This is a genomic window from Oxalobacteraceae bacterium OTU3CAMAD1, assembly GCA_024123915.1.
Taxonomy (GTDB): domain Bacteria; phylum Pseudomonadota; class Gammaproteobacteria; order Burkholderiales; family Burkholderiaceae_D; genus Rugamonas.
This window is the reverse complement of sequence record CP099650.1, coordinates 560,055-578,028: the sequence shown is the minus strand read 5'-3', so window position 1 is coordinate 578,028 and position 17,974 is coordinate 560,055. Positions and strand designations below refer to the sequence as shown.

General features: G+C 64.3%; 14 protein-coding genes. 7 read left to right on the top strand and 7 right to left on the bottom strand.

What is annotated here, in order from left to right; all coding sequences use genetic code 11:
- The first annotated feature begins 60 nt into the window (after nucleotides 1-60).
- A complete protein-coding gene (locus tag NHH88_02425; GenBank protein USX14670.1) occupies nucleotides 61-1,206 on the top strand; it encodes an ABC transporter substrate-binding protein in 1,146 nt (381 codons plus the stop codon).
- 60 nt (nucleotides 1,207-1,266) lie between these two features.
- Here NHH88_02425 and NHH88_02420 read toward each other — a convergent pair whose 3' ends face one another.
- The 3 genes from NHH88_02420 to NHH88_02410 form a co-directional block, all read right to left on the bottom strand.
- The gene (locus NHH88_02420) at nucleotides 1,267-3,225 is read right to left on the bottom strand and encodes a M13 family peptidase (GenBank protein USX17514.1); all 1,959 of its coding nucleotides are present in this window, start codon (nucleotides 3,223-3,225) and stop codon (nucleotides 1,267-1,269) included.
- Between the two features lie 269 nt (nucleotides 3,226-3,494).
- Nucleotides 3,495-5,537 (bottom strand): M13 family peptidase, encoded by a 2,043-nt coding sequence (locus NHH88_02415; protein USX14669.1) that lies wholly within the window; start codon nucleotides 5,535-5,537, stop codon nucleotides 3,495-3,497.
- 144 nt (nucleotides 5,538-5,681) lie between these two features.
- On the bottom strand, nucleotides 5,682-6,281 hold the full coding sequence (locus NHH88_02410) for a hypothetical protein (protein USX14668.1): 600 nt from the start codon (nucleotides 6,279-6,281) through the stop codon (nucleotides 5,682-5,684).
- 365 nt (nucleotides 6,282-6,646) lie between these two features.
- On the opposite strand from NHH88_02410, the gene NHH88_02405 reads away from it, so the two are divergent.
- Nucleotides 6,647-8,071 (top strand): S41 family peptidase, encoded by a 1,425-nt coding sequence (locus tag NHH88_02405; protein USX14667.1) that lies wholly within the window; start codon nucleotides 6,647-6,649, stop codon nucleotides 8,069-8,071.
- Nucleotides 8,072-8,219: 148 nt separating this feature from the next.
- On the opposite strand, the gene NHH88_02400 is transcribed toward NHH88_02405, so the two are convergent.
- On the bottom strand, nucleotides 8,220-9,125 hold the full coding sequence (locus NHH88_02400; GenBank protein USX14666.1) for a helix-turn-helix transcriptional regulator: 906 nt from the start codon (nucleotides 9,123-9,125) through the stop codon (nucleotides 8,220-8,222).
- A gap of 77 nt (nucleotides 9,126-9,202) precedes the next feature.
- Here NHH88_02400 and NHH88_02395 point away from each other — a divergent pair, with 77 nt between their 5' ends.
- Together NHH88_02395 and NHH88_02390 are read left to right on the top strand one after the other, a co-directional pair.
- The gene (locus NHH88_02395) at nucleotides 9,203-9,592 is read left to right on the top strand and encodes a nuclear transport factor 2 family protein (protein ID USX14665.1); all 390 of its coding nucleotides are present in this window, start codon (nucleotides 9,203-9,205) and stop codon (nucleotides 9,590-9,592) included.
- A gap of 165 nt (nucleotides 9,593-9,757) precedes the next feature.
- On the top strand, nucleotides 9,758-10,879 hold the full coding sequence (locus tag NHH88_02390; protein ID USX14664.1) for a beta-ketoacyl-ACP synthase III: 1,122 nt from the start codon (nucleotides 9,758-9,760) through the stop codon (nucleotides 10,877-10,879).
- Here the strand turns inward: NHH88_02390 and NHH88_02385 are convergent.
- Nucleotides 10,843-11,487 carry an NAD(P)H-dependent oxidoreductase gene (locus NHH88_02385; protein ID USX14663.1) on the bottom strand — a complete coding sequence of 215 codons (645 nt, stop codon included), beginning with the start codon at nucleotides 11,485-11,487 and terminating at the stop codon, nucleotides 10,843-10,845. The two genes, NHH88_02390 and NHH88_02385, sit on opposite strands and share 37 nt — an antisense overlap.
- On the bottom strand, nucleotides 11,484-11,927 hold the full coding sequence (locus NHH88_02380) for a GNAT family N-acetyltransferase (GenBank protein USX14662.1): 444 nt from the start codon (nucleotides 11,925-11,927) through the stop codon (nucleotides 11,484-11,486). The genes NHH88_02385 and NHH88_02380 overlap by 4 nt, the downstream gene beginning before the upstream one ends.
- An 88-nt stretch (nucleotides 11,928-12,015) precedes the next feature.
- Here NHH88_02380 and NHH88_02375 point away from each other — a divergent pair, with 88 nt between their 5' ends.
- The 3 genes from NHH88_02375 to NHH88_02365 all read left to right on the top strand — a co-directional run bounded on the left by NHH88_02375 (nucleotide 12,016) and on the right by NHH88_02365 (nucleotide 15,787).
- Entirely contained in the window at nucleotides 12,016-13,437 is a 1,422-nt protein-coding gene (locus tag NHH88_02375; protein ID USX14661.1) for a PLP-dependent aminotransferase family protein, read from the top strand.
- A gap of 73 nt (nucleotides 13,438-13,510) precedes the next feature.
- The gene (locus tag NHH88_02370) at nucleotides 13,511-13,963 is read left to right on the top strand and encodes a carboxymuconolactone decarboxylase family protein (protein USX14660.1); all 453 of its coding nucleotides are present in this window, start codon (nucleotides 13,511-13,513) and stop codon (nucleotides 13,961-13,963) included.
- A gap of 99 nt (nucleotides 13,964-14,062) precedes the next feature.
- Complete coding sequence (locus tag NHH88_02365; protein USX14659.1) at nucleotides 14,063-15,787, top strand: Kef family K(+) transporter; 1,725 nt, start codon at nucleotides 14,063-14,065, stop codon at nucleotides 15,785-15,787.
- 83 nt (nucleotides 15,788-15,870) lie between these two features.
- On the opposite strand, the gene NHH88_02360 is transcribed toward NHH88_02365, so the two are convergent.
- Complete coding sequence (locus NHH88_02360) at nucleotides 15,871-17,916, bottom strand: NADPH-dependent 2,4-dienoyl-CoA reductase (protein ID USX14658.1); 2,046 nt, start codon at nucleotides 17,914-17,916, stop codon at nucleotides 15,871-15,873.
- Nucleotides 17,917-17,974 lie beyond the last annotated feature (58 nt).

Sequence of the window (17,974 nt, the reverse complement as noted above, 5' to 3'; positions counted from 1 at the left end):
CGTCGGGCAATTATTCGATTTTGTAACGCCGGTGCGCCGGCATACTATGGAAGCAATAATATGAAAAACAAATTGTTTACCGCTGCGCTGGGATTGCTGTTGTCAACGCTGGTCTCGACCGCCTCGGCGGAACCCGGCGTCACCGCCACCGAGATCAAGATCGGCATGGCCAACGCCCAAACGGGACCGACTGCCGGACTGGGGCTGGGCATCAAGGCCGGCGCCGAGGCCTACTTCAAAAAGATCAACGCCGCCGGCGGCGTCAATGGCCGCAAGATCACCCTGGTGAGCGAGGACGACGGCTACGATCCGCCGCGCACCGCCGCCGCCACCGAAAAGCTGATCAAGAAGGATGGCGTGTTTGCGCTGTTCGGCTATGTCGGCACGCCGACCAGCAAGGCCGCGATGTCCCTGGTCAACGAGGCGAATATTCCGTTCTTCGCGCCGTTCACCGGCGCCGAATTCCTGCGCACGCCGCTGAACAAGAACGTCTTCAACATCCGCTCGTCCTACTTCAATGAAATCGAATTGCAGGTCGAGCGCCTGGTCACCGATGCCGGCGTCACCAAGATCGGCCTGTTCTACCAGGAAGACACCTACGGCAAGGTCGGCAAGGAAGGTCTGCAGGTCTCGCTGCAAAAGCGCAAAATGACGATGGCCGGCGAGGGCTTCTACCAGCGCAACACCGAGGACGTCGACGCCGGCCTGGCCGCGCTGATCGCCGCCAAGCCGGAGGCGGTGCTGATGGTCGGCACCTATAAAGCTTGCGCGGCGTTCGTGCAGAAGGCCGCCGCCGCCGGCTTCAAGCCGAAGTTCTTCAACCTGTCGTTCGTCGGCACCGCCAACTTCATCAAGGCGGCCGGCGACGCGGCCGAAGGCGTCTACATCACGCAGGTGGTGCCGTCGCCGTTCGACGAATCGATTCCCATCGTTAAGCAGTACCGCGCCGACATGAAGGCCGCCGGCGTCAACGACGGCGACTACACGTCGCTGGAAGGCTATATCAACGCAGTGGCGTTGGTCGAAGCCTTGAAGAAGACCGGGCCGGACCTGACGCGCGCCAGCTTCCTGGCGGCGATGGAAAAACTGAGCGTCAACCTCGGCGGACTCGACATTGCCTTCAGCCCCACCGACCACCAGGGCCTGAACACGGTGTACCTGACCAAGATACAAAAGGGCAAACCGGTACCGACCAACAAGCTCTGACCGGAGCGCACCGACGAAAAAAAACCCTCGCCGTGGCGGGGGTTTTTTTTCATCTGCTTTTTACCACATGATGACGCGGTCTTTAGGCGGCAGGTACATCTTGTCGCCCGGTTTGACGCCGAAGGCGTCATAGAAGCCCGGCTGGTTGCGCATCGTGCCGTTGGCGCGGTACTGGCCCGGCGAGTGCGGATCGGTCTTGATCTGCTGGATCTGCGCCGCTTCGCGCATCTTCATGCGCCACACCTGCGCAAAGCCCATGTAGAAGCGCTGGTCGCCGGTCAGGCCGTCGATCACCGGCGCCGGCTTGCCGTTCAACGACAGCTTGTAGGCCTTGTAGGCGATCGCCACGCCGCTGTTGTCGGCGATGTTCTCGCCCAGGGTCAGCTCGCCGTTGACGTTGTAGCCCGGCAGCGGGCTGAACTCGCTGTATTGCTTGACCAGCATCTTGGTCTTGGCCGCGAAGTTCTTGTGGTCGGCCTTGGTCCACCAGTCGCGCAGGTTGCCGTCGCCGTCGTACTGGGCGCCCTGGTCGTCGAAGCCGTGGCTGATCTCGTGGCCGATCACGCCGCCGATGGCGCCGTAGTTGACTGCGTCGTCGGCGTCGGCGTTAAAGAACGGCGCCTGCAGGATGGCCGCCGGGAACACGATCTCGTTCATCTCCGGGTTGTAATAGGCGTTGACGGTTTGCGGCGTCATGCCCCACTCGTCGCGGTCGATCGGCTTGCCCAGCTTGTTCAATTCCTTGTTGTACTCGAATTGGGTCGAACGGATCACATTGCCAACCAGGTCGTCCTTGGCCACTTCCAGCTTCGAGTAGTCGCGCCACTTGTTCGGATAGCCGATCTTGGTGGTGAACTTGGCCAGCTTGATTTGCGCCTGCTTCTTGGTGACCGGGCTCATCCAATCCAGCTTGTCGATGCTGGTCTTGTACGACGCCAGCAGGTTCTTGACCAGCGCTTCCATGCGCGCCTTGCGGTCCGCCGGGAAATGCTGCTCGACGTACAGCTTGCCGACCGCCTCGCCCAGCGCGCCCTCGGCCACCGAAACGCCACGCTTCCAGCGCGGACGCTGCTCGGTCACACCGCTCAGCACGGTACCGTAGAAGGAGAAGTTCTCGTCCACATAGGCTTTGCTCAGGTAGGGTGCGAATGCGCGCACCGTGTGCCAGTGGAAATAGGCTTTCAAGGTTTCCAGCGGGGTTTTGTCCAGCAGCGCCGCCATGCCTTTCAGGTAGCTCGGCTGGCTGACGATCACATAGCTGGCCTTGCCGGCGATGCCGGTGCCGTCCAGGTAGGCGTTCCAGTCGTAGCCCGGCGCCATCGCGCCCAGCTTGGCGACCTCGACCTTGTTATAGGCCTTGATCGGATCGCGCAGCTCGACCTTGGTCCATTGCAGCTTGGCCAGTTCCTTCTCGAACTCGACGATGCCGTGCGCGGTGACGGCGCCGTGCGGATCGCCCGCCAGCGTCAGCATCTTGCCGACGTGCAACTCGTACTTGGCCAGCACGTCCGCCAGCTTGGCGTCGTCGGCTTTCAGGTAGTAGTCGCGGTCCGGCAAGCCCAGGCCGCTCTGGTACAGGTCGGCCACGTACTTGGTCGAATCCTTGTTGTCCTGGTGGATGCCGAAGGTGTAGGGCGCGCTCACGCCGATCTGGTTGAAGTGCGCGATCAGCGCCGGCAATTGCTTCTTGTCGCCGACGGCGGCGATGCGGTCGAACTCGGCCTTGAGCGGCGTCACGCCCAGTTGCTCGAGCTTGGCCTCGTCCATGAAGCTGGCGTAGAAGTCGCCGATGCGCTGGGCGTCGGAACCGGCGGCCTTGTTCGGCTGGTTGGCGGCGCCTTCGATGATGGCGCGCAGTTGCGGCTGGATATCGTCGCGCAGTTTCGCGAAGCTGCCCCAGCTGGCCTTATCGGCCGGAATTTCCGTCGTGGCCAACCATTTGCCGTTCATGTGGGTGAACAGGTCGTCCTGCACGCGCACGGCCGGGTCGATGTATTCGGTGGCGATGCCGGAGGTCATTTTGCTAGCGGCTGCGTTGGTGGTGGCTGCGGTCGGAGTCGCACTTTTGGTGGTGTCCGCGGCGCCGGCCAAACCTGCGATCAGGCTCAGCATCAATGCACTTACGAGATGACGTTTCACAGAAATTCCTTCAAATGTAAAAAACGGGAAACCCGGTGCGCGTTTGGCGATGCGCACGCGTCCCAGCTTAGGGGTCGGACCCCGGGGGTCCGACCCCGTGTGGCCTTGCGGGTTGCAGGACACGACTTTATATCACAGCGATATCATTGTTACCAGATGATGACACGCTGTTCCGGCGCCACGTACATCTTGTCGCCGGGCTTGACGCCAAAGGCGTCGTAGAAGCCCGGCTGGTTGACCATGGTGCCGTTGGCGCGGAACTGGCCCGGCGAGTGCGGATCGGTTTTCACCTGCAAAATCTGCTGCTCGTCGCGCATGCGCACGCGCCACACCTGGCCGAAGCCCATGAAGAAGCGCTGGTCGCCGCTGAGGCCGTCGATCACCGGCGCCGGCTTGTCGCCCAGCGACAACTTGTAGGCCTTGTAGGCGATCGCCACGCCGCTGTTGTCGGCGATGTTCTCGCCCAGGGTCAGCTCGCCGTTGACGTTGTAGCCCTTGATCGGGCTGTAGGCGCCGTACTGCTTGACCAGCGCGTCGGTCTTGGCCTTGAAGTTGGCGCGGTCTTCCTTGGTCCACCAGTCGCGCAGGTTGCCGTCGCCGTCGGCCTGGCTGCCGCCGTCGTCGAAGCCGTGGCTGATCTCATGGCCGATGACCGCGCCGATGGCGCCGTAGTTGACGGCGTCGTCGGCTTTGACGTCGAAGAACGGCGGTTGCAGGATGGCGGCCGGGAACACGATCTCGTTCATCGTCGAGCTGTAGTAGGCGTTGACGGTCTGCGGCGTCATGCCCCACTCCTCGCGGTCGATCGGCTTGCCCAGCTTGTTGATCATGCGCTGGTTGGCGAAGTTGGCTGCGCGCAGCACGTTGCCGATGAGGTCCGACTTGACGATCGCCAGCGACGAGTAGTCGCGCCACTTGCTCGGGTAGCCGATCTTGGGCGTGAACTTGGCCAGCTTGGCCTGCGCCTCCTTCTTGGTCTCCGGCCCCATCCAGTCGAGCGCGTCGATGCTGGTCTGGTACGAGGCCAGCAGGTTCTTCACCAGCTGGTCCATGCGCGCCTTGCGCTCCGGCGGGAAATACTCGGCCACGTACAGCTTGCCCAGGCCTTCGCCGATCGAGCGCTCGACCAGCGCCACGCCGCGTTTCCAGCGCGGCTCCTGCACGGCCACGCCGGTCAGCACGGTGCTGTAGAAATCGAAGCTGGCGTCGGCGAAGTCCTTCGACAGGTAGGGCGAGGCGCTGCGCAGCAGCTGCCATTCGAAGTATGCCTTCCACGTCGCCAGGTCGGTCTGCTCCAGCGCCGCGTTGAAGCCGGCCAGGTAGCTCGGCTGGCTGACGATCACATAGTCGACCTTGTTGGCCACGCCGGCCGACGCCAGCGCGTGGCCCCAGTCGTAGGCGGGCGCCAGTTCCGGCAGCTTGGCGATCGGCGTCTTGTTGTAGCGTTTGACGGGGTCGCGGTTTTGCACCTTGGTCCACTGCGCCTCGGCCAGCGCCGTTTCCAGCGCGACGATGGCCTTGGCGTTGGCTTCCGGATTCTTGTCGCCGCCCAGCTTCAGGGTCTTGGCGATGTGCGCCTCGTACTTGACCAGGATGGCGGCCAGCTTGGCGTCGTCCTTTTTCAGGTAATAGTCGCGGTCCGGCAGGCCCAGGCCGCTTTGCGAAATGCTCACCGCGTACTTGGTCGATTCGCGCGCGTCTTGGCGCACGTTCAGGCCGTAGGGCGTGGCGACGCCGAGTTTGTCCAGACGCGCGATCAGCATCGGGAAGGCTTTCTTGTCCTTGATCGCGCGGATGCGGTTGAGTTCGCCCGTGAGCGGACGGATGCCCAGCGCGTCCAGCTTTTTCTCGTCCATGAAACTGGCGTACAGGTCGCCGATTTTCTGCGCCTCGCTGCCGGCCTTCTTGCCTTGTTGCGCCTCGGTCTTCTCGACGATGCCGCGCAGTTCGGACAGGGTATCGTCGCGCAGCTTGGCGAAGGTGCCCCAGCTCGACTTGTCGGCCGGGATCTCCGTCGTCTTCAGCCACTGGCCGTTGAGGTGGGTGTAGAAGTCGTCCTGCACGCGCACGCTCGGATCGATGTTTTTCACTTCGATGCCGGACGTCAGCGGCGCCTCAGCGTCGGCGGCGGTGGCGAAGGCGAAGGCGGCGGCCAGGCTCAGGGTCAGGGTACTCAGCAGAAAGCGGTTCACGGCGGTCCTTTGATTAGAACTTCAAGTCATCATTGTCGGCCGCTTGTGACGGCCGCGCAAATATTCTACCGCTTGAGCTCGTGTCTAAATGCCACCGTTCCGCTTTGTTACTTTACGATACACGCCCGGTCGCCGCGCGTTTCCTTAGCCGCCACCCGGCAAGGTGATATTGGCGCCACCCGCGCCAACGCCTATGCCGCCGGCGCCACCGCCCCTGCGGCCGCCGCCGCGACGCTCGCCGCCCTCCTCCTTGCGCTCGCTGGCGCTGTGCGGACCGCCGCCGGTGTCCGGCACCCGCAGCAAATGCTCGCTAACCTGCTGCGCGACGATCTTGCGCTGGCTTTCATTTAACGCATCGTTGACGGTCAGCCACCATTCGCGCAGCAGCTTTTCCTCGGCGGCGGCGGCGTCGGTTTCCACGTCGATGGCCTTGGTCAGATCGCGCAACTCCACGTTGGCGCCCTGCGTGCCGGCCTGCGTTGCCGCCTGCAGGCGCTCGCGGCGGGCTTTGCGCTCGCGCAGCAGGTTGCGCGTCTTGCTCTCGGTTTGTTGCCAAAGTATCTGCTGGTTCGGATTCAGGTTCAGCGCCTTCCTCAGATCGTCCGCCATCGGCAGGAAGTCCTCGGCATGCATGTCGAGGACGGGAACCGCGAGGGCCGGCGACGGCAGGGACCCGGCGAGCAGCAGCGCGCCGGCCAAAGCCAACGCGCGCGAAGCGGTGAAGGGGAAGAACGATGAACGCATGGGAACTCCGTAGGTAAAAAAAAGCCTGCGCTTGGGGCGCAGGCGAAAACCACTTCAGGGTAGAGAGAAATACGAGTTCAGTGTAGGCCGCGCCCTACGCTGCTGCGGCACTTCTTACAAATGCTTACCGACGTGAACGTAGGGGAAACACTGCGTAAAATTATGCAAACTTGATGTAACGCCAAGCGGGCGTTGGTGTAGATTCAAAGTCAACGCCAACCGTTGTAAAATTCCGTAAAGGTATAAATCATTTCGTGACGGCTACTACGATTGCTCGAAATCAGGTTTATACTCAGCTCATGCACATCGCGCGCGCATTCGCTCGCTGGTGATGGCTCTCTGTACATTGTTCCAACAGGTGAAACATGGGCAAGAAACTCAAGAATTCCGGTTTGGTCGGCCTCGGTGTCGTCGCCGGCATCGCCGTCTCCCTTCAATTTTCCGCCATGGCGCAAAAGCCGGTCGAGCCCTCGCTGCCGCTCGAGGAGCTGCGCCAGCTGGCCGATGTGTTCGGACTGATCAAGTCCGACTACGTCGAGCCGGTCGAGGACAAGAAGCTGCTGACCGAGGCCATCTCCGGCATGGTCGCCTCGCTCGACCCCCATTCCGCTTACCTGGACAAGAAAGCCTACGCCGAACTGCGCGAAGGTTCGCAGGGCAAGTTTGTCGGCCTCGGCATCGAGATCGGCCAAAGCGAGGACGGCTACATCAAGATCGTCGCCCCGATCGAGGATTCGCCGGCCTGGCGCGCCGGCATCAAGGCGGGTGATCTGATCAGCCGCCTCGACAGCACAGCCGTCAAGGGCCTGAGCCTGGACGAGTCGGTCAAGAAGATGCGCGGCGAGCCGCACTCCAAGGTCAGCCTGACGATCCTGCGCAAGGGCGAGACCGATCCGCTGGTGTTCAACATCACGCGCGAAGAGATCCATCAAAAGAGCGTCAAGGGCAAGATCGTCGAACCGGGCTACGCGTGGCTGCGCATTTCGCAGTTCCAGGAGCCGACCATCGACGACATGGCCGCCAAGATTGTCGAACTGTACAAACAAGACCCGAACATCAAGGGCCTGGTGCTGGACCTGCGCAACGACCCGGGCGGCGTGCTGCAAGGCGCCATCGGCGTGGCCGCCGCCTTCCTGCCGAAGGACGCGGCGATCGTCTCGACCAACGGCCAGTTGCCGGACCAGAAGCAAATTTTCTACGGCCGTCCCGAGTACTACACGCTGCGCAGCGAGGCCGACGCGCTGGCCAAGCTGCCGGCCGCCGTCAAGCAGGTGCCGATGGTGGTGCTGGTCAACACCGGCTCGGCGTCCGCGTCGGAAATCGTCGCCGGCGCGCTGCAGGATTACAAGCGGGCCGACATCATCGGCACGCAAACGTTCGGCAAGGGCTCGGTGCAAACGATACGCCAACTCACCGCCGACACCGCCGTCAAATTGACCACGGCGCGCTACTACACGCCGCACGGCCGCTCGATCCAGGCCAAGGGCATCACGCCGGACCTGGCGGTGGACGAGAACGCCGACGGCGACGGCCTGAACGCGCTGCGCACGCGCGAGGCCGATCTGGACAAGCACCTGAGCAACGATAAAGAGAAGGAAGTCGCCAAGACCAAGCGCGACGAGCTGGAAGAGCAGTTGCGCATCGTCGCGATGGAAAAGAACCGCAAGCCGCTCGAATACGGCAGCGGCGACGACTTCCAGCTGGCGCAGGCGCTGAACCACCTCAAGGGCCTGCCGGTGCAACTGGCCAAGCAGGAAACCAAGGTCGTGCAGGCCGACGTCAAGAAATAATCCGGGGTCAAGTCTGTCATTCGGACACGAACTGAGGCCGCCCACGCCGTAATCGGCCATGCATGCGCCACCGACGGCGCACGCATTGGCGGATTACGCTACGCTAATCCGCCCTACGTGGTTCAGAAGATCGCTCAATGCGGTGGCCTCAGATCGTATCCCGCTGTCGTTTGCGGAACTCCGCCGGCGCGCAGCCCACTTCCCGCTTGAAGAACTTGCTGAAATTGGTGGCCTCGTCGAAGCCCAGCTTCTCCGCGATGCCGGCGACCGAAAGATCGGTATGCACCAACAGCCGCTTCGCCTCCAGGTTGATACGCGCGGCGATAAAGGCTTTGGCGGTCGTGCCCCGCACCGCCGTCACCGCGCGCGCCAGGCTCTTTTCTGTGTAGCCGAGTTGATCGGCGTAGTCGGCCACCTGATGCCACTGCGCGAAGCGCTCGTCCACCAGCTGCTGGAAGCGCCCGAAGCGTTGCGACGCGGGCGACACCGGCGCCTCCTGCGCGGGCGGCCTGCCTTGCAGAATACTCAACCGCGTCAACAGCGCGTGGAGCTGATGGCGCAGCAGCGCATGCACATCTTCCGCCGACGCCGCCATCCGCGAGTCCTCGCCCATCTGCTGGATCGCGTCCGTCACTTGGCGCAGCTCATCACTGCCTAGCCGCAGGTGCTCCCCCAACCGCATCATATCGACGGCGAGTTTGAGTTCGCGCGGCGAAGTCGACACCGGCAAAACGAATTCCGGACGAAACAGCACGTTCCAGCCCTCCCAATCCTCGTCCGATCCGAAGCTGTGCGCCTGCCCCGGCCGCAGCACCAGCAAGGAGCCCGGCGCACAGGCGATAGCCTTGAAATCAACCATCTGCGTACAAACGCCGCGCGTGACACACACCAGCGTGTGGAACTCGTACCGGTGCGTCGCCTGCACATTTTCCTTGCTGCCCCGGCGCCGCAGGTCTGCCATGGCGAAGATTTCCAGGTCGAGCAGATAAGGCGCCTTCGGCCGATAACGCAGAGGCCGGATCTCGTCGCCGAATGTCTTGAATGTATCAGTCATTGTCCCGTTTAGACCGTTTAATTTTGCCAGAGATGTCCAATAATAACCCTATCGACCAACCGAACCCGGAACCAACCATGACCAACATCGACATCGCACAAACCTACATCAAGGCAGTACAAGCCGGCGACCAGGCCACCTTGGGCGCCATCATCTCGCCCGACGTGATGTGGTACCAGCCTGGCAACAACCAGTTCTCCGGCACGCATCGGGGCATGGCCGCCGTCGGACCGATGCTGGCCAAGATGATGGAAGTATCGAACGGTACCTTCGCGATCACCCGCGCCGACGACTACATGGCCAACGGCGAGTTGGTCGCCATCACGATCGAATTCGCCGGCGAGGCCAATGGTGTCAAGCTGCGACAGCGCGGCGTGGACCTGCTCCGCATCGAAGAAGGCAAAATCGTCGCAGTCCGGCTGTTCTCCAGCGACCAGCAGCAGGAAGACCTGTTTTGGGGAAGTTAACAATCCGGGGTCAGGTCCGCCATTGCTACACGAGCCGGACAGTAATCGGCGGCGCCTTCGGGGCGCCGTTTTATTTTCGTCCCTTTATTACGCGGATCGTGCTGCCATTGTGTAGAATTTGGCTCATTATTGGCGCAAGCCATTGCCAAATTCGAAAGTTTAATCATGAAACAAGCCGTCATCAGCGGTACCGGCCTTTTTACGCCATCGCAATCGATCTCCAATGAAGAGCTGGTCGAGTGCTTCAACGCCTACGCCGAGCAGTTCAACGCCGACAACGCCGCCGCCATCGCCGAAGGCACCGTCACGCCGCTGGAGCTGTCGAGCGTGGCCTTCATCGAAAAAGCGTCCGGCATCAAGTCGCGCTATGTGATGGAAAAGTCCGGCATCCTGGACCCTAAGCGCATGGTCTCGCGCATCCCCGAGCGCACCGACGAGGAGCTGTCGCTGCAGGCCGAAATCTGCGTGGCCGCCGCCCACCAGGCGCTGGACCGCGCCGGCCGCGTGCCGGCCGACATCGACATGGTGCTGGTGGCCTGCTCGAACATGCAGCGCGGCTACCCGGCGATGGCGGTCGAGGTGCAGGGCGCGCTCGGCATCGACGGCTACGGCTTCGACATGAACGTGGCCTGCTCGTCGGCCACCTTCGGCATCCAGCAGGCGGTGGCGGCGGTGCAAAGCGGCCAGGCGCGCGCGGTGCTGGTGCTCAATCCGGAAATTACCAGCGGACACCTGAACTGGCGCGACCGCGACAGCCACTTCATCTTCGGCGACGCCTGCACGGCGATGGTCATCGAAGCGGCCGACACGGCCAAGGGCTCGCAGCGCTGGGAAATCCTCGATACCAAGCTCAAGACCAGCTTCTCGAACAACATCCGCAACAACTTCGGCTTCCTGAATCGTTTCGACGAGTCGGGCATCGGCCAGCCGGACAAGCTGTTCCGCCAGCAGGGCCGCAAAGTGTTCAAGGACGTGTGCCCGATGGCCGCCGAGATGATCAAGACCACCATCGCCGGCGCCGGCCTGGAAGTGCCGCAGGTGAGCCGCTACTGGCTGCACCAGGCCAACCTGAACATGAACCTGCTGATCAGCCGCCTGGTGCTGGGCCGCGACGCCGAGCCGGGCGAGGCGCCGGTGATCCTGGACGAATACGCCAACACCTCGTCGGCCGGCTCCATCATCGCCTTCCACAAGCACTCCGACGACATGGCCCCGGGCCAGCTGGGCGTGATCTGCTCCTTCGGCGCCGGCTACTCGATCGGCTGCGTGGTGGTGCGCAAGGTCTGAGGTAGGCCCTCGCTCAGTTCACTGTCGAATGCCGCCCACGCGGCCGTCGCGGCGTCCGGGCCGGCGGCCGTCGCCTCCAGGGAAAAGAAACGCAAGTCCTTGAGGCCGATGGTCGGCAGAATGGCGCGCAGATAGGGCTCGAGGAAATCGGGCTGGCGCGCGCGCTCACCGGTGCGGTGCCCGCCCGAACTGACCGCGACATATACCGGGCGGTCGGCCAGCGTGCCGATTTTTCCCTGCGGCGTCGCATTGAAGGTGACGCCGATCCGCACCACGTGGTCAAGCCAGGCCTTCAGCACCGACGGCACCGTGAAGTTGTGCATCGGCGTGGCGATCACCACGCAATCGGCCTGCTTCAGTTCTTCAATCAACAGGTCGGACCATGCCAGCGACGAGCGACCCGGATCCGTCGCGGCGCCGCCATTGAAGCCGCCCAGCGCCGCCGCGTACCGGCCGTCGATGTGCGGCAGCGGGTGGCTCGCCAGGTCGCGCGCGACGATCCGCGCCTCCGGATGGCGTTCCAGAAGACCTTCCATGATGCGCAGGCTCATACGATAGCTGGACGAGGCGCCGCCGCGCGCGCTGCAAGTGATATGCAGGATCTTCATGCCGCAACCTCCGACAGCAGCTTCCCGAAGCGCGTGGCGCCCGGCAGCAGGCCGGCGCGGAAGTAAAAACGCTGCGCCAGCACGTTCGACAAGCCGGTATCGAGCACCAGCTTGACGCAGTCTTCGCGCCGCGCGTAGCCGGTCAACTGTTCCAACAGGCGCGCGCCCCAGCGCTGGCCACGGTGCGTCTCTGAAGAGACCAGGTCGTCCACGTACAGGAAGCGGCCGTGAACCAAATTCTCCTGCAAGCGATAGCCGGCCAGCGCCACCACCATCTCCCCATCCCATGCAGCGAGGATGCGATACCCTTGCAGCCGCATGCGCTCCACCCGCGCCACGAAGTCCTGCTCTGACACGAGGTGCGGACGCAACTCCTTCATCACCGGATAACAGGCGCGCAGCGACCGTTCATCGTCAACGTCCCTCAATTGTTCATTCATGCCGCTCTCCCTTTCAAAATCGATGGCGATATCTTAGAAGCGCAATGGCATAATCCCTAGAGCCATAAATTAACAACACGAGTAGGCCATGACGACAACCATTCCGACATTCCTCCAGCTGGACCACGGCGCGACCGAGCCGCTGTACCGCCAGATCTACACACGCTTTCGGGCCGCCATCGCGAGCGGCATGCTGCAGCCGGGCGCCCGCGTACCTTCGGCGCGGGCGCTGGCGCTGGACCTGGGGCTGGCGCGCGGCACGGTGGAAGCGGCCTACTCGCTGCTTGGCGCCGAGGGCTACCTGCAAACACGCGGCCAGGCCGGCACCGTCGTCACGCCGGCATTGGTGCGCCACGCGCCGGTGGCGCTGCCCGCCCGGCCGAACGACGCCGCCGCCGACCTGCGCGGGTCGCCAACGGCGTTTCACAAGCCGTTTCAGATGGGACTTCCGGCGCTTGATGCGTTTCCGCGCAAGGTGTGGGCCGCGCTGGCGGCGCGCGCGATCCGCGCCACGCAGGCCGCCGACATGGCCTATCCGCCCTATTTCGGCACGCCGGCGCTGCGCACGGCCATCGCCACCTACCTGCAACTCTCGCGCGGTATCGACTGCGCGCCGTCGCAGGTGTTCGTCACCTCCGGCTACCGCAACTCGCTGGAGCTGGCCACGCGCGCGCTGCTGCATCCCGGCGACCGGGTGTGGATCGAAGATCCCGGCTATGCGCCGACCGGCGAGCTGCTGGCGCAGGCGGGCATGCGCCCGGCGCCGGTGCCGGTCGACGACGAAGGGCTGCAAGTGGCGCACGGCGTCGCCAGCGCGCCCGACGCGCGGGCGGCCGTCGTCACGCCCGCCCATCAAAGCCCGCTGTGCGTGTCGCTGTCGCTGCCGCGCCGCCTGGCGTTGCTGGATTGGGCGGCGCAAAGCGACGCCTGGATCATCGAGGACGACTACGACGGCGAGTACCGCTACGTGAGCCGCCCGCTGCCGGCGCTCAAAAGCCTGGACCGCGTGGGCCGCGTGCTGTACGCGGGCACCTTCAGCAAGGTGCTGTTCCCGGCGATCCGGCTGGCCTATCTGGTGGTGCCGCCGGCGCAGGTGGTGCGCTTCGAGGCGGTCTGCGAGACCTTCGCCGCCGGCGGTCCGGCGCTGACCCAGGACATCGTCGCCAGCTTCATGAACGAAGGCCACTTCGCCCGCCACATCCAGCGCATGCGGCGCCTGTATGGCGAGCGCCGGGAGATGGTGGCGGCCGAACTGGCCAAGGTGCTGGGCAAGCGCCTGCGCATCGATCCGCAGCCGGGCGGCATGCACCTGGTGCTGCGCATGCCGGGCCGTCACACCGACCGCGCGCTGGCGGCACGCCTGCGCCAGGACGGCATGTTCGCCCTAGCACTGTCCGAGTGCAGCGCGCTGCCGCACGCGTCCTCCGCGCTGCTGCTGAGCTTTACCAATATCGAAACGCCGCAGCGGGCGCGCGAACTGGCCCTGCGAATCATGGCCCAGCTAAGTTAACCGATCTTGGCACTTCCTGGCTAAGCCATGAAATCGCACAATACGGCTATCCGCAATCAACCAAGGCAACGCCATGACCGTACGTCTCGACATCTTCACGCTCTCTCCGCAAGCCTACAAGGGCCTCGGCATCGCTAAAAACGCCTTGCAGGAATCCAGCCTGCCGCGCGAGTTGCTGGAGCTGGTCTATCTGCGCGTGTCGCAGATCAACGGCTGTGCCTATTGCATCGATATGCACTCGCGCGATCTGCTGAGCCATGGCGTCAGCGTCGACAAGGTCGTGCTGGTGCCGGTGTGGCAGGAGGCCGAGGCGCTGTTCACCGACAAGGAACGCGCCGCGCTGGCCTGGGCCGAGACGCTCACCCGCGTGGCCGAGACCAACGCGCCGGACGCCGACTACCAAAACGCCGCCGCCGTGCTGGGTCAAAAAGAACTGGCCGACCTGACGATGGCCGTGGCGTTGATGAACGCTTTCAACCGCATCGGCGTCGGCATGCGCCTGGTGCCGGCGGCGTTGACCAAATAGGCGACGCGCGCGGCTTTGCATCGAAGGTCGGGGTGTTGTCGGCGGGCCCTCGTGTGCTACCCTTTGGACTGTCCCCATCTCCAGAGGAGCCCCCCGCGCATGCCCCACAATATCAGTCTGATCACCACAATCGCAGCGGCACTGGGCTTCGGCCTGGTGTTCGGCTACCTTGCAACGCGCCTTAAACTACCGGCGCTGGTTGGTTATCTGGCTGCGGGTATCATGTTGGGACCCGCTACACCGGGCTTCGTCGCCGACGCCGCCCTGGCGTCGCAGCTGGCCGAAATTGGCGTCATGCTGATGATGTTCGGCGTCGGCCTGCACTTCTCGCTCGACGACCTGTGGGCGGTGCGCAAGGTGGCGCTGCCCGGCGCGGTGCTGCAAATCGCCGTCGCCACGGCGCTCGGCATGGCGCTGGCCCACTTCTGGGGCTGGAGCATCGGCGGCGGGTTGGTGTTCGGCCTGGCGCTGTCGGTGGCCAGCACCGTGGTGCTGCTGCGCGCCCTGGAGGAACGCGGCATCCTCGATACGTTCAACGGCCGCATCGCGGTCGGCTGGCTGGTGGTGGAAGACCTGGTCACCGTCATGGTGCTGGTGCTGCTGCCGGCGCTGGCCGGCTCGCTGGGCGGCGTCTCGCTCGATGAACACGGCGTCGCCATCCCCGCCGGCGAAGTCGATCTGTGGGGCACCCTGGCCGTCACGCTCGGCAAGGTCGGCGCCTTTATCGCGCTGATGCTGGTGGTAGGCCGCAAGCTGTTCCCGTGGATTCTGTGGCAGGTGGCGCGCACCGGTTCGCGCGAGCTGTTCACCTTGTGCGTGATCGCCGCCGCCGTCGGCATCGCCTACGGCTCGACGCACTACTTCGGCGTCTCGTTCGCGCTGGGCGCGTTCTTCGCCGGCATGGTGCTGCGCGAGTCCGAACTGGCGCACCGCGCGGCGCAGGAATCGCTGCCGCTGCGCGACGCGTTTGCGGTGTTGTTCTTTGTTTCGGTGGGCATGCTGTTCGAACCGAGCATCGTGACGGAACAGCCGCTCAAACTGCTGGCGGTGGTGGCCATCATCGTATTCGGCAAATCGCTGGCTGCCTTCGTGCTGGTGGTGTTGCTGCGCTATCCGGCCAAGACGGCGCTGATGGTGTCGGCCAGCCTGGCGCAGATCGGCGAGTTCTCCTTCATCCTGGCGGCGCTGGGCTTATCGCTCAAGCTGATGCCGATCGAAGGCCAAAGCCTGATCCTGGCCGGCGCCATCATCTCGATCGCGTTGAATCCGGTGGTGTTCCGTCTTTCCAAACCGCTGGAACGCTGGATGGGCAAGGACGGTTCGATCGTGTCGAGGTTCGAACGCACGGCCGATCCGCTGGCCGAGCTGCCGATGTCGGTGCCGCACGAGCATCTGGACGGGCAGGTGGTGCTGGTCGGCTATGGCCGCGTGGGCCGGCGCATCGCCGAGGTGCTGGTCAAGCACAGCATCCCGTTCGTGGTGGCGGAGCAGAACCGCGAGATCGTCGACCAGCTGCGCAAGGACGGCATCCACGCGGTGGCCGGCAACGCGGGCGAGCCGGCGGTGCTGATCCAGGCGCACATCGCGCGCGCCGGCATGCTGGTGATCGCCACGCCGGATACCTTCCATGTGCGGGCGATGGTGGAGACGGCGCGTTTGCTCAACCCGAATATCAAGACCGTGGTGCGCACGCACAACGAAGAGGAAGCGGAGCTGCTGCGCAGCGAATTGGCCGGCAAGATCTTCATCGGCGAGGAGGAGCTGGCCAACGGCATGACCGATTTCGTGGTCACCAATTTCGAGCGGAAGAGTGGTGGGCATTAAGCTTTTAACCCGCCACCGTGAGAGGGGTCGTACCCCATGGGTACGACCCCGGGGCTGATCGCCGTGCGGGTTTAGCGCGGACGTTACAAACTGGCAGCCAGCTCCGCGCCTTCCTTGATCGCGCGCTTGGCGTCCAGCTCCGCCGCCAGCGCGGCGCCGCCGATCTTGCGGAAGCGCGGCCACGACGGATTCGCTTTCACTTCCTCCTCCGACGGCATCAACTCGGTCAAGCTGTCCTGTCCCGCGCACACCACCACATTATCGACCGACAGCAAGCGCTGCTCGCCGCCGACCGTGATGTGCAGGCCCTGGTCGTCGATCCGGTCGTACTGCACGCCGGCGATCATCACCACGCCATTGCGCGCGAGGACGGCGCGATGCACCCAGCCCGAAGTCTTGCCCAGCCCCGCCCCCAGCTTGGACGTCTTGCGCTGGAGCAGATACAACTGGCGCACCGGCTCGGGCGTCTCCGGCGCGACCAGCCCACCCGGCGTATCGCCCTTCAAACCCACGCCCCACTCCTTCGCCCAGACATCCAGCGCCAGCGGCAGCGGATGCTTCGGATCGTGCAGCAGATATTCGCCGACATCGAAGCCGATGCCGCCGGCGCCGATGATGGCCACGCGCTTGCCCACCGGCGCCTTGTTCTGCAAGACGTCGATATACGACAGCACTTTCGGATGATCGATGCCTTCGATCGGCGGGCGGCGCACCTTGATGCCGGTGGCGACCACCACCTCGTCGTAGCCTTCCGCGACCAACTGCTCGCGCGTGACGCGCACGCCCAGCCTGAGCTTTACGCCGGTCAAATCGATCTGGCGGCGGAAGTAGCGTATGGTCTCAGCGAATTCCTCCTTGCCCGGGATTTGCATGGCGATCTTGAACTGGCCGCCAACGCTGTCGCTGGAATCGAACAGGGTGACATCGTGGCCGCATTCGGCCGCCACCGTCGCCGCCGACAGTCCCGCCGGCCCGGCGCCGACCACCGCCACGCGGCGCGGCTTGGCCGTCTTCGCGTACACCAGTTCCGTTTCGTGGCAGGCGCGCGGGTTGACCAGGCAGCTGGCGCGCTTGTTGGAGAAGGTGTGATCGAGGCAGGCCTGGTTGCAGCCGATGCAGGTGTTGATCTCGTCGGCCTTGCCCTGCGCCGCCTTGGCGACAAAGTGCGAATCGGCCAGGAAGGGCCGCGCCATCGATATCATGTCGGCGTCCCCGCGTTGCAGGATACCTTCCGCCTCGGCCGGCATGTTGATGCGGTTCGACGCCACCACCGGTATCGTCACCTCCAGCCGCAGGCGACCGGCGATGCCGGCGAAGGCCGCGCGCGGCACCGACGTGACGATGGTCGGCACCCGCGCCTCGTGCCAGCCGTAGCCGCTGTTGAGGATAGTGACGCCGGCGTGCTGCAGCGCCTTGGCCACGGCCACCACGTCCTCCCAGGTGTTGCCGCCGTCGACCAGGTCGAGCAGCGAGTGGCGGTACATGATGATGAAGTCATGACCGACTTCGGCGCGGATGCGTTTGACGATTTCCACCGGCAGCCGCATGCGGTTCTCGATGCTGCCGCCCCAGCGGTCGGTGCGCAGGTTGGTGCGCGCGCACAGGAACTGGTTGAGCAGATAGCCTTCGCTGCCCATCACCTCGATGCCGTCGTAGCCGGCCTCGCGCGCCAGCTTCGCACAGCGGGCGTAATCGCGTATCGTTCCCTCGATGCCGGCCTCCGTCAGCGCGCGCGGCTTGAACGGCGAGATCGGCGATTTCTTGTCCGACGCCGACACCACGAACGGCTGATACCCGTAGCGGCCCGCGTGCAGGATCTGCATCAGGATCTTGCCGCCCTCCTCGTGCACCGCGCTGGTGACGCGGCGGTGATTGTGCACGTCGCCCTTGAAGTTGAGCGTTCCGCCGAAGGGCAGCAACCATCCGGAGCGGTTGGGAGAGATACCGCCGGTGACGATCAGCCCCACGCCGCCGCGCGCGCGCTCCCGATAGAACGCTGCGAGCTTGCCGTAGTTGTAGAAGCGGTCTTCAAGACCGGTGTGCATCGATCCCATGACGACGCGGTTGCGCAGCGTGGTGAATCCCAGGTCGAGGGGCGCGAGCAGGTGGGGGTATGGTGTGTTTGTCATTATGGTTATATGGTCCAGATGTGATGCGTCAGACGTGGATGCCCGCATTAAAACCCAA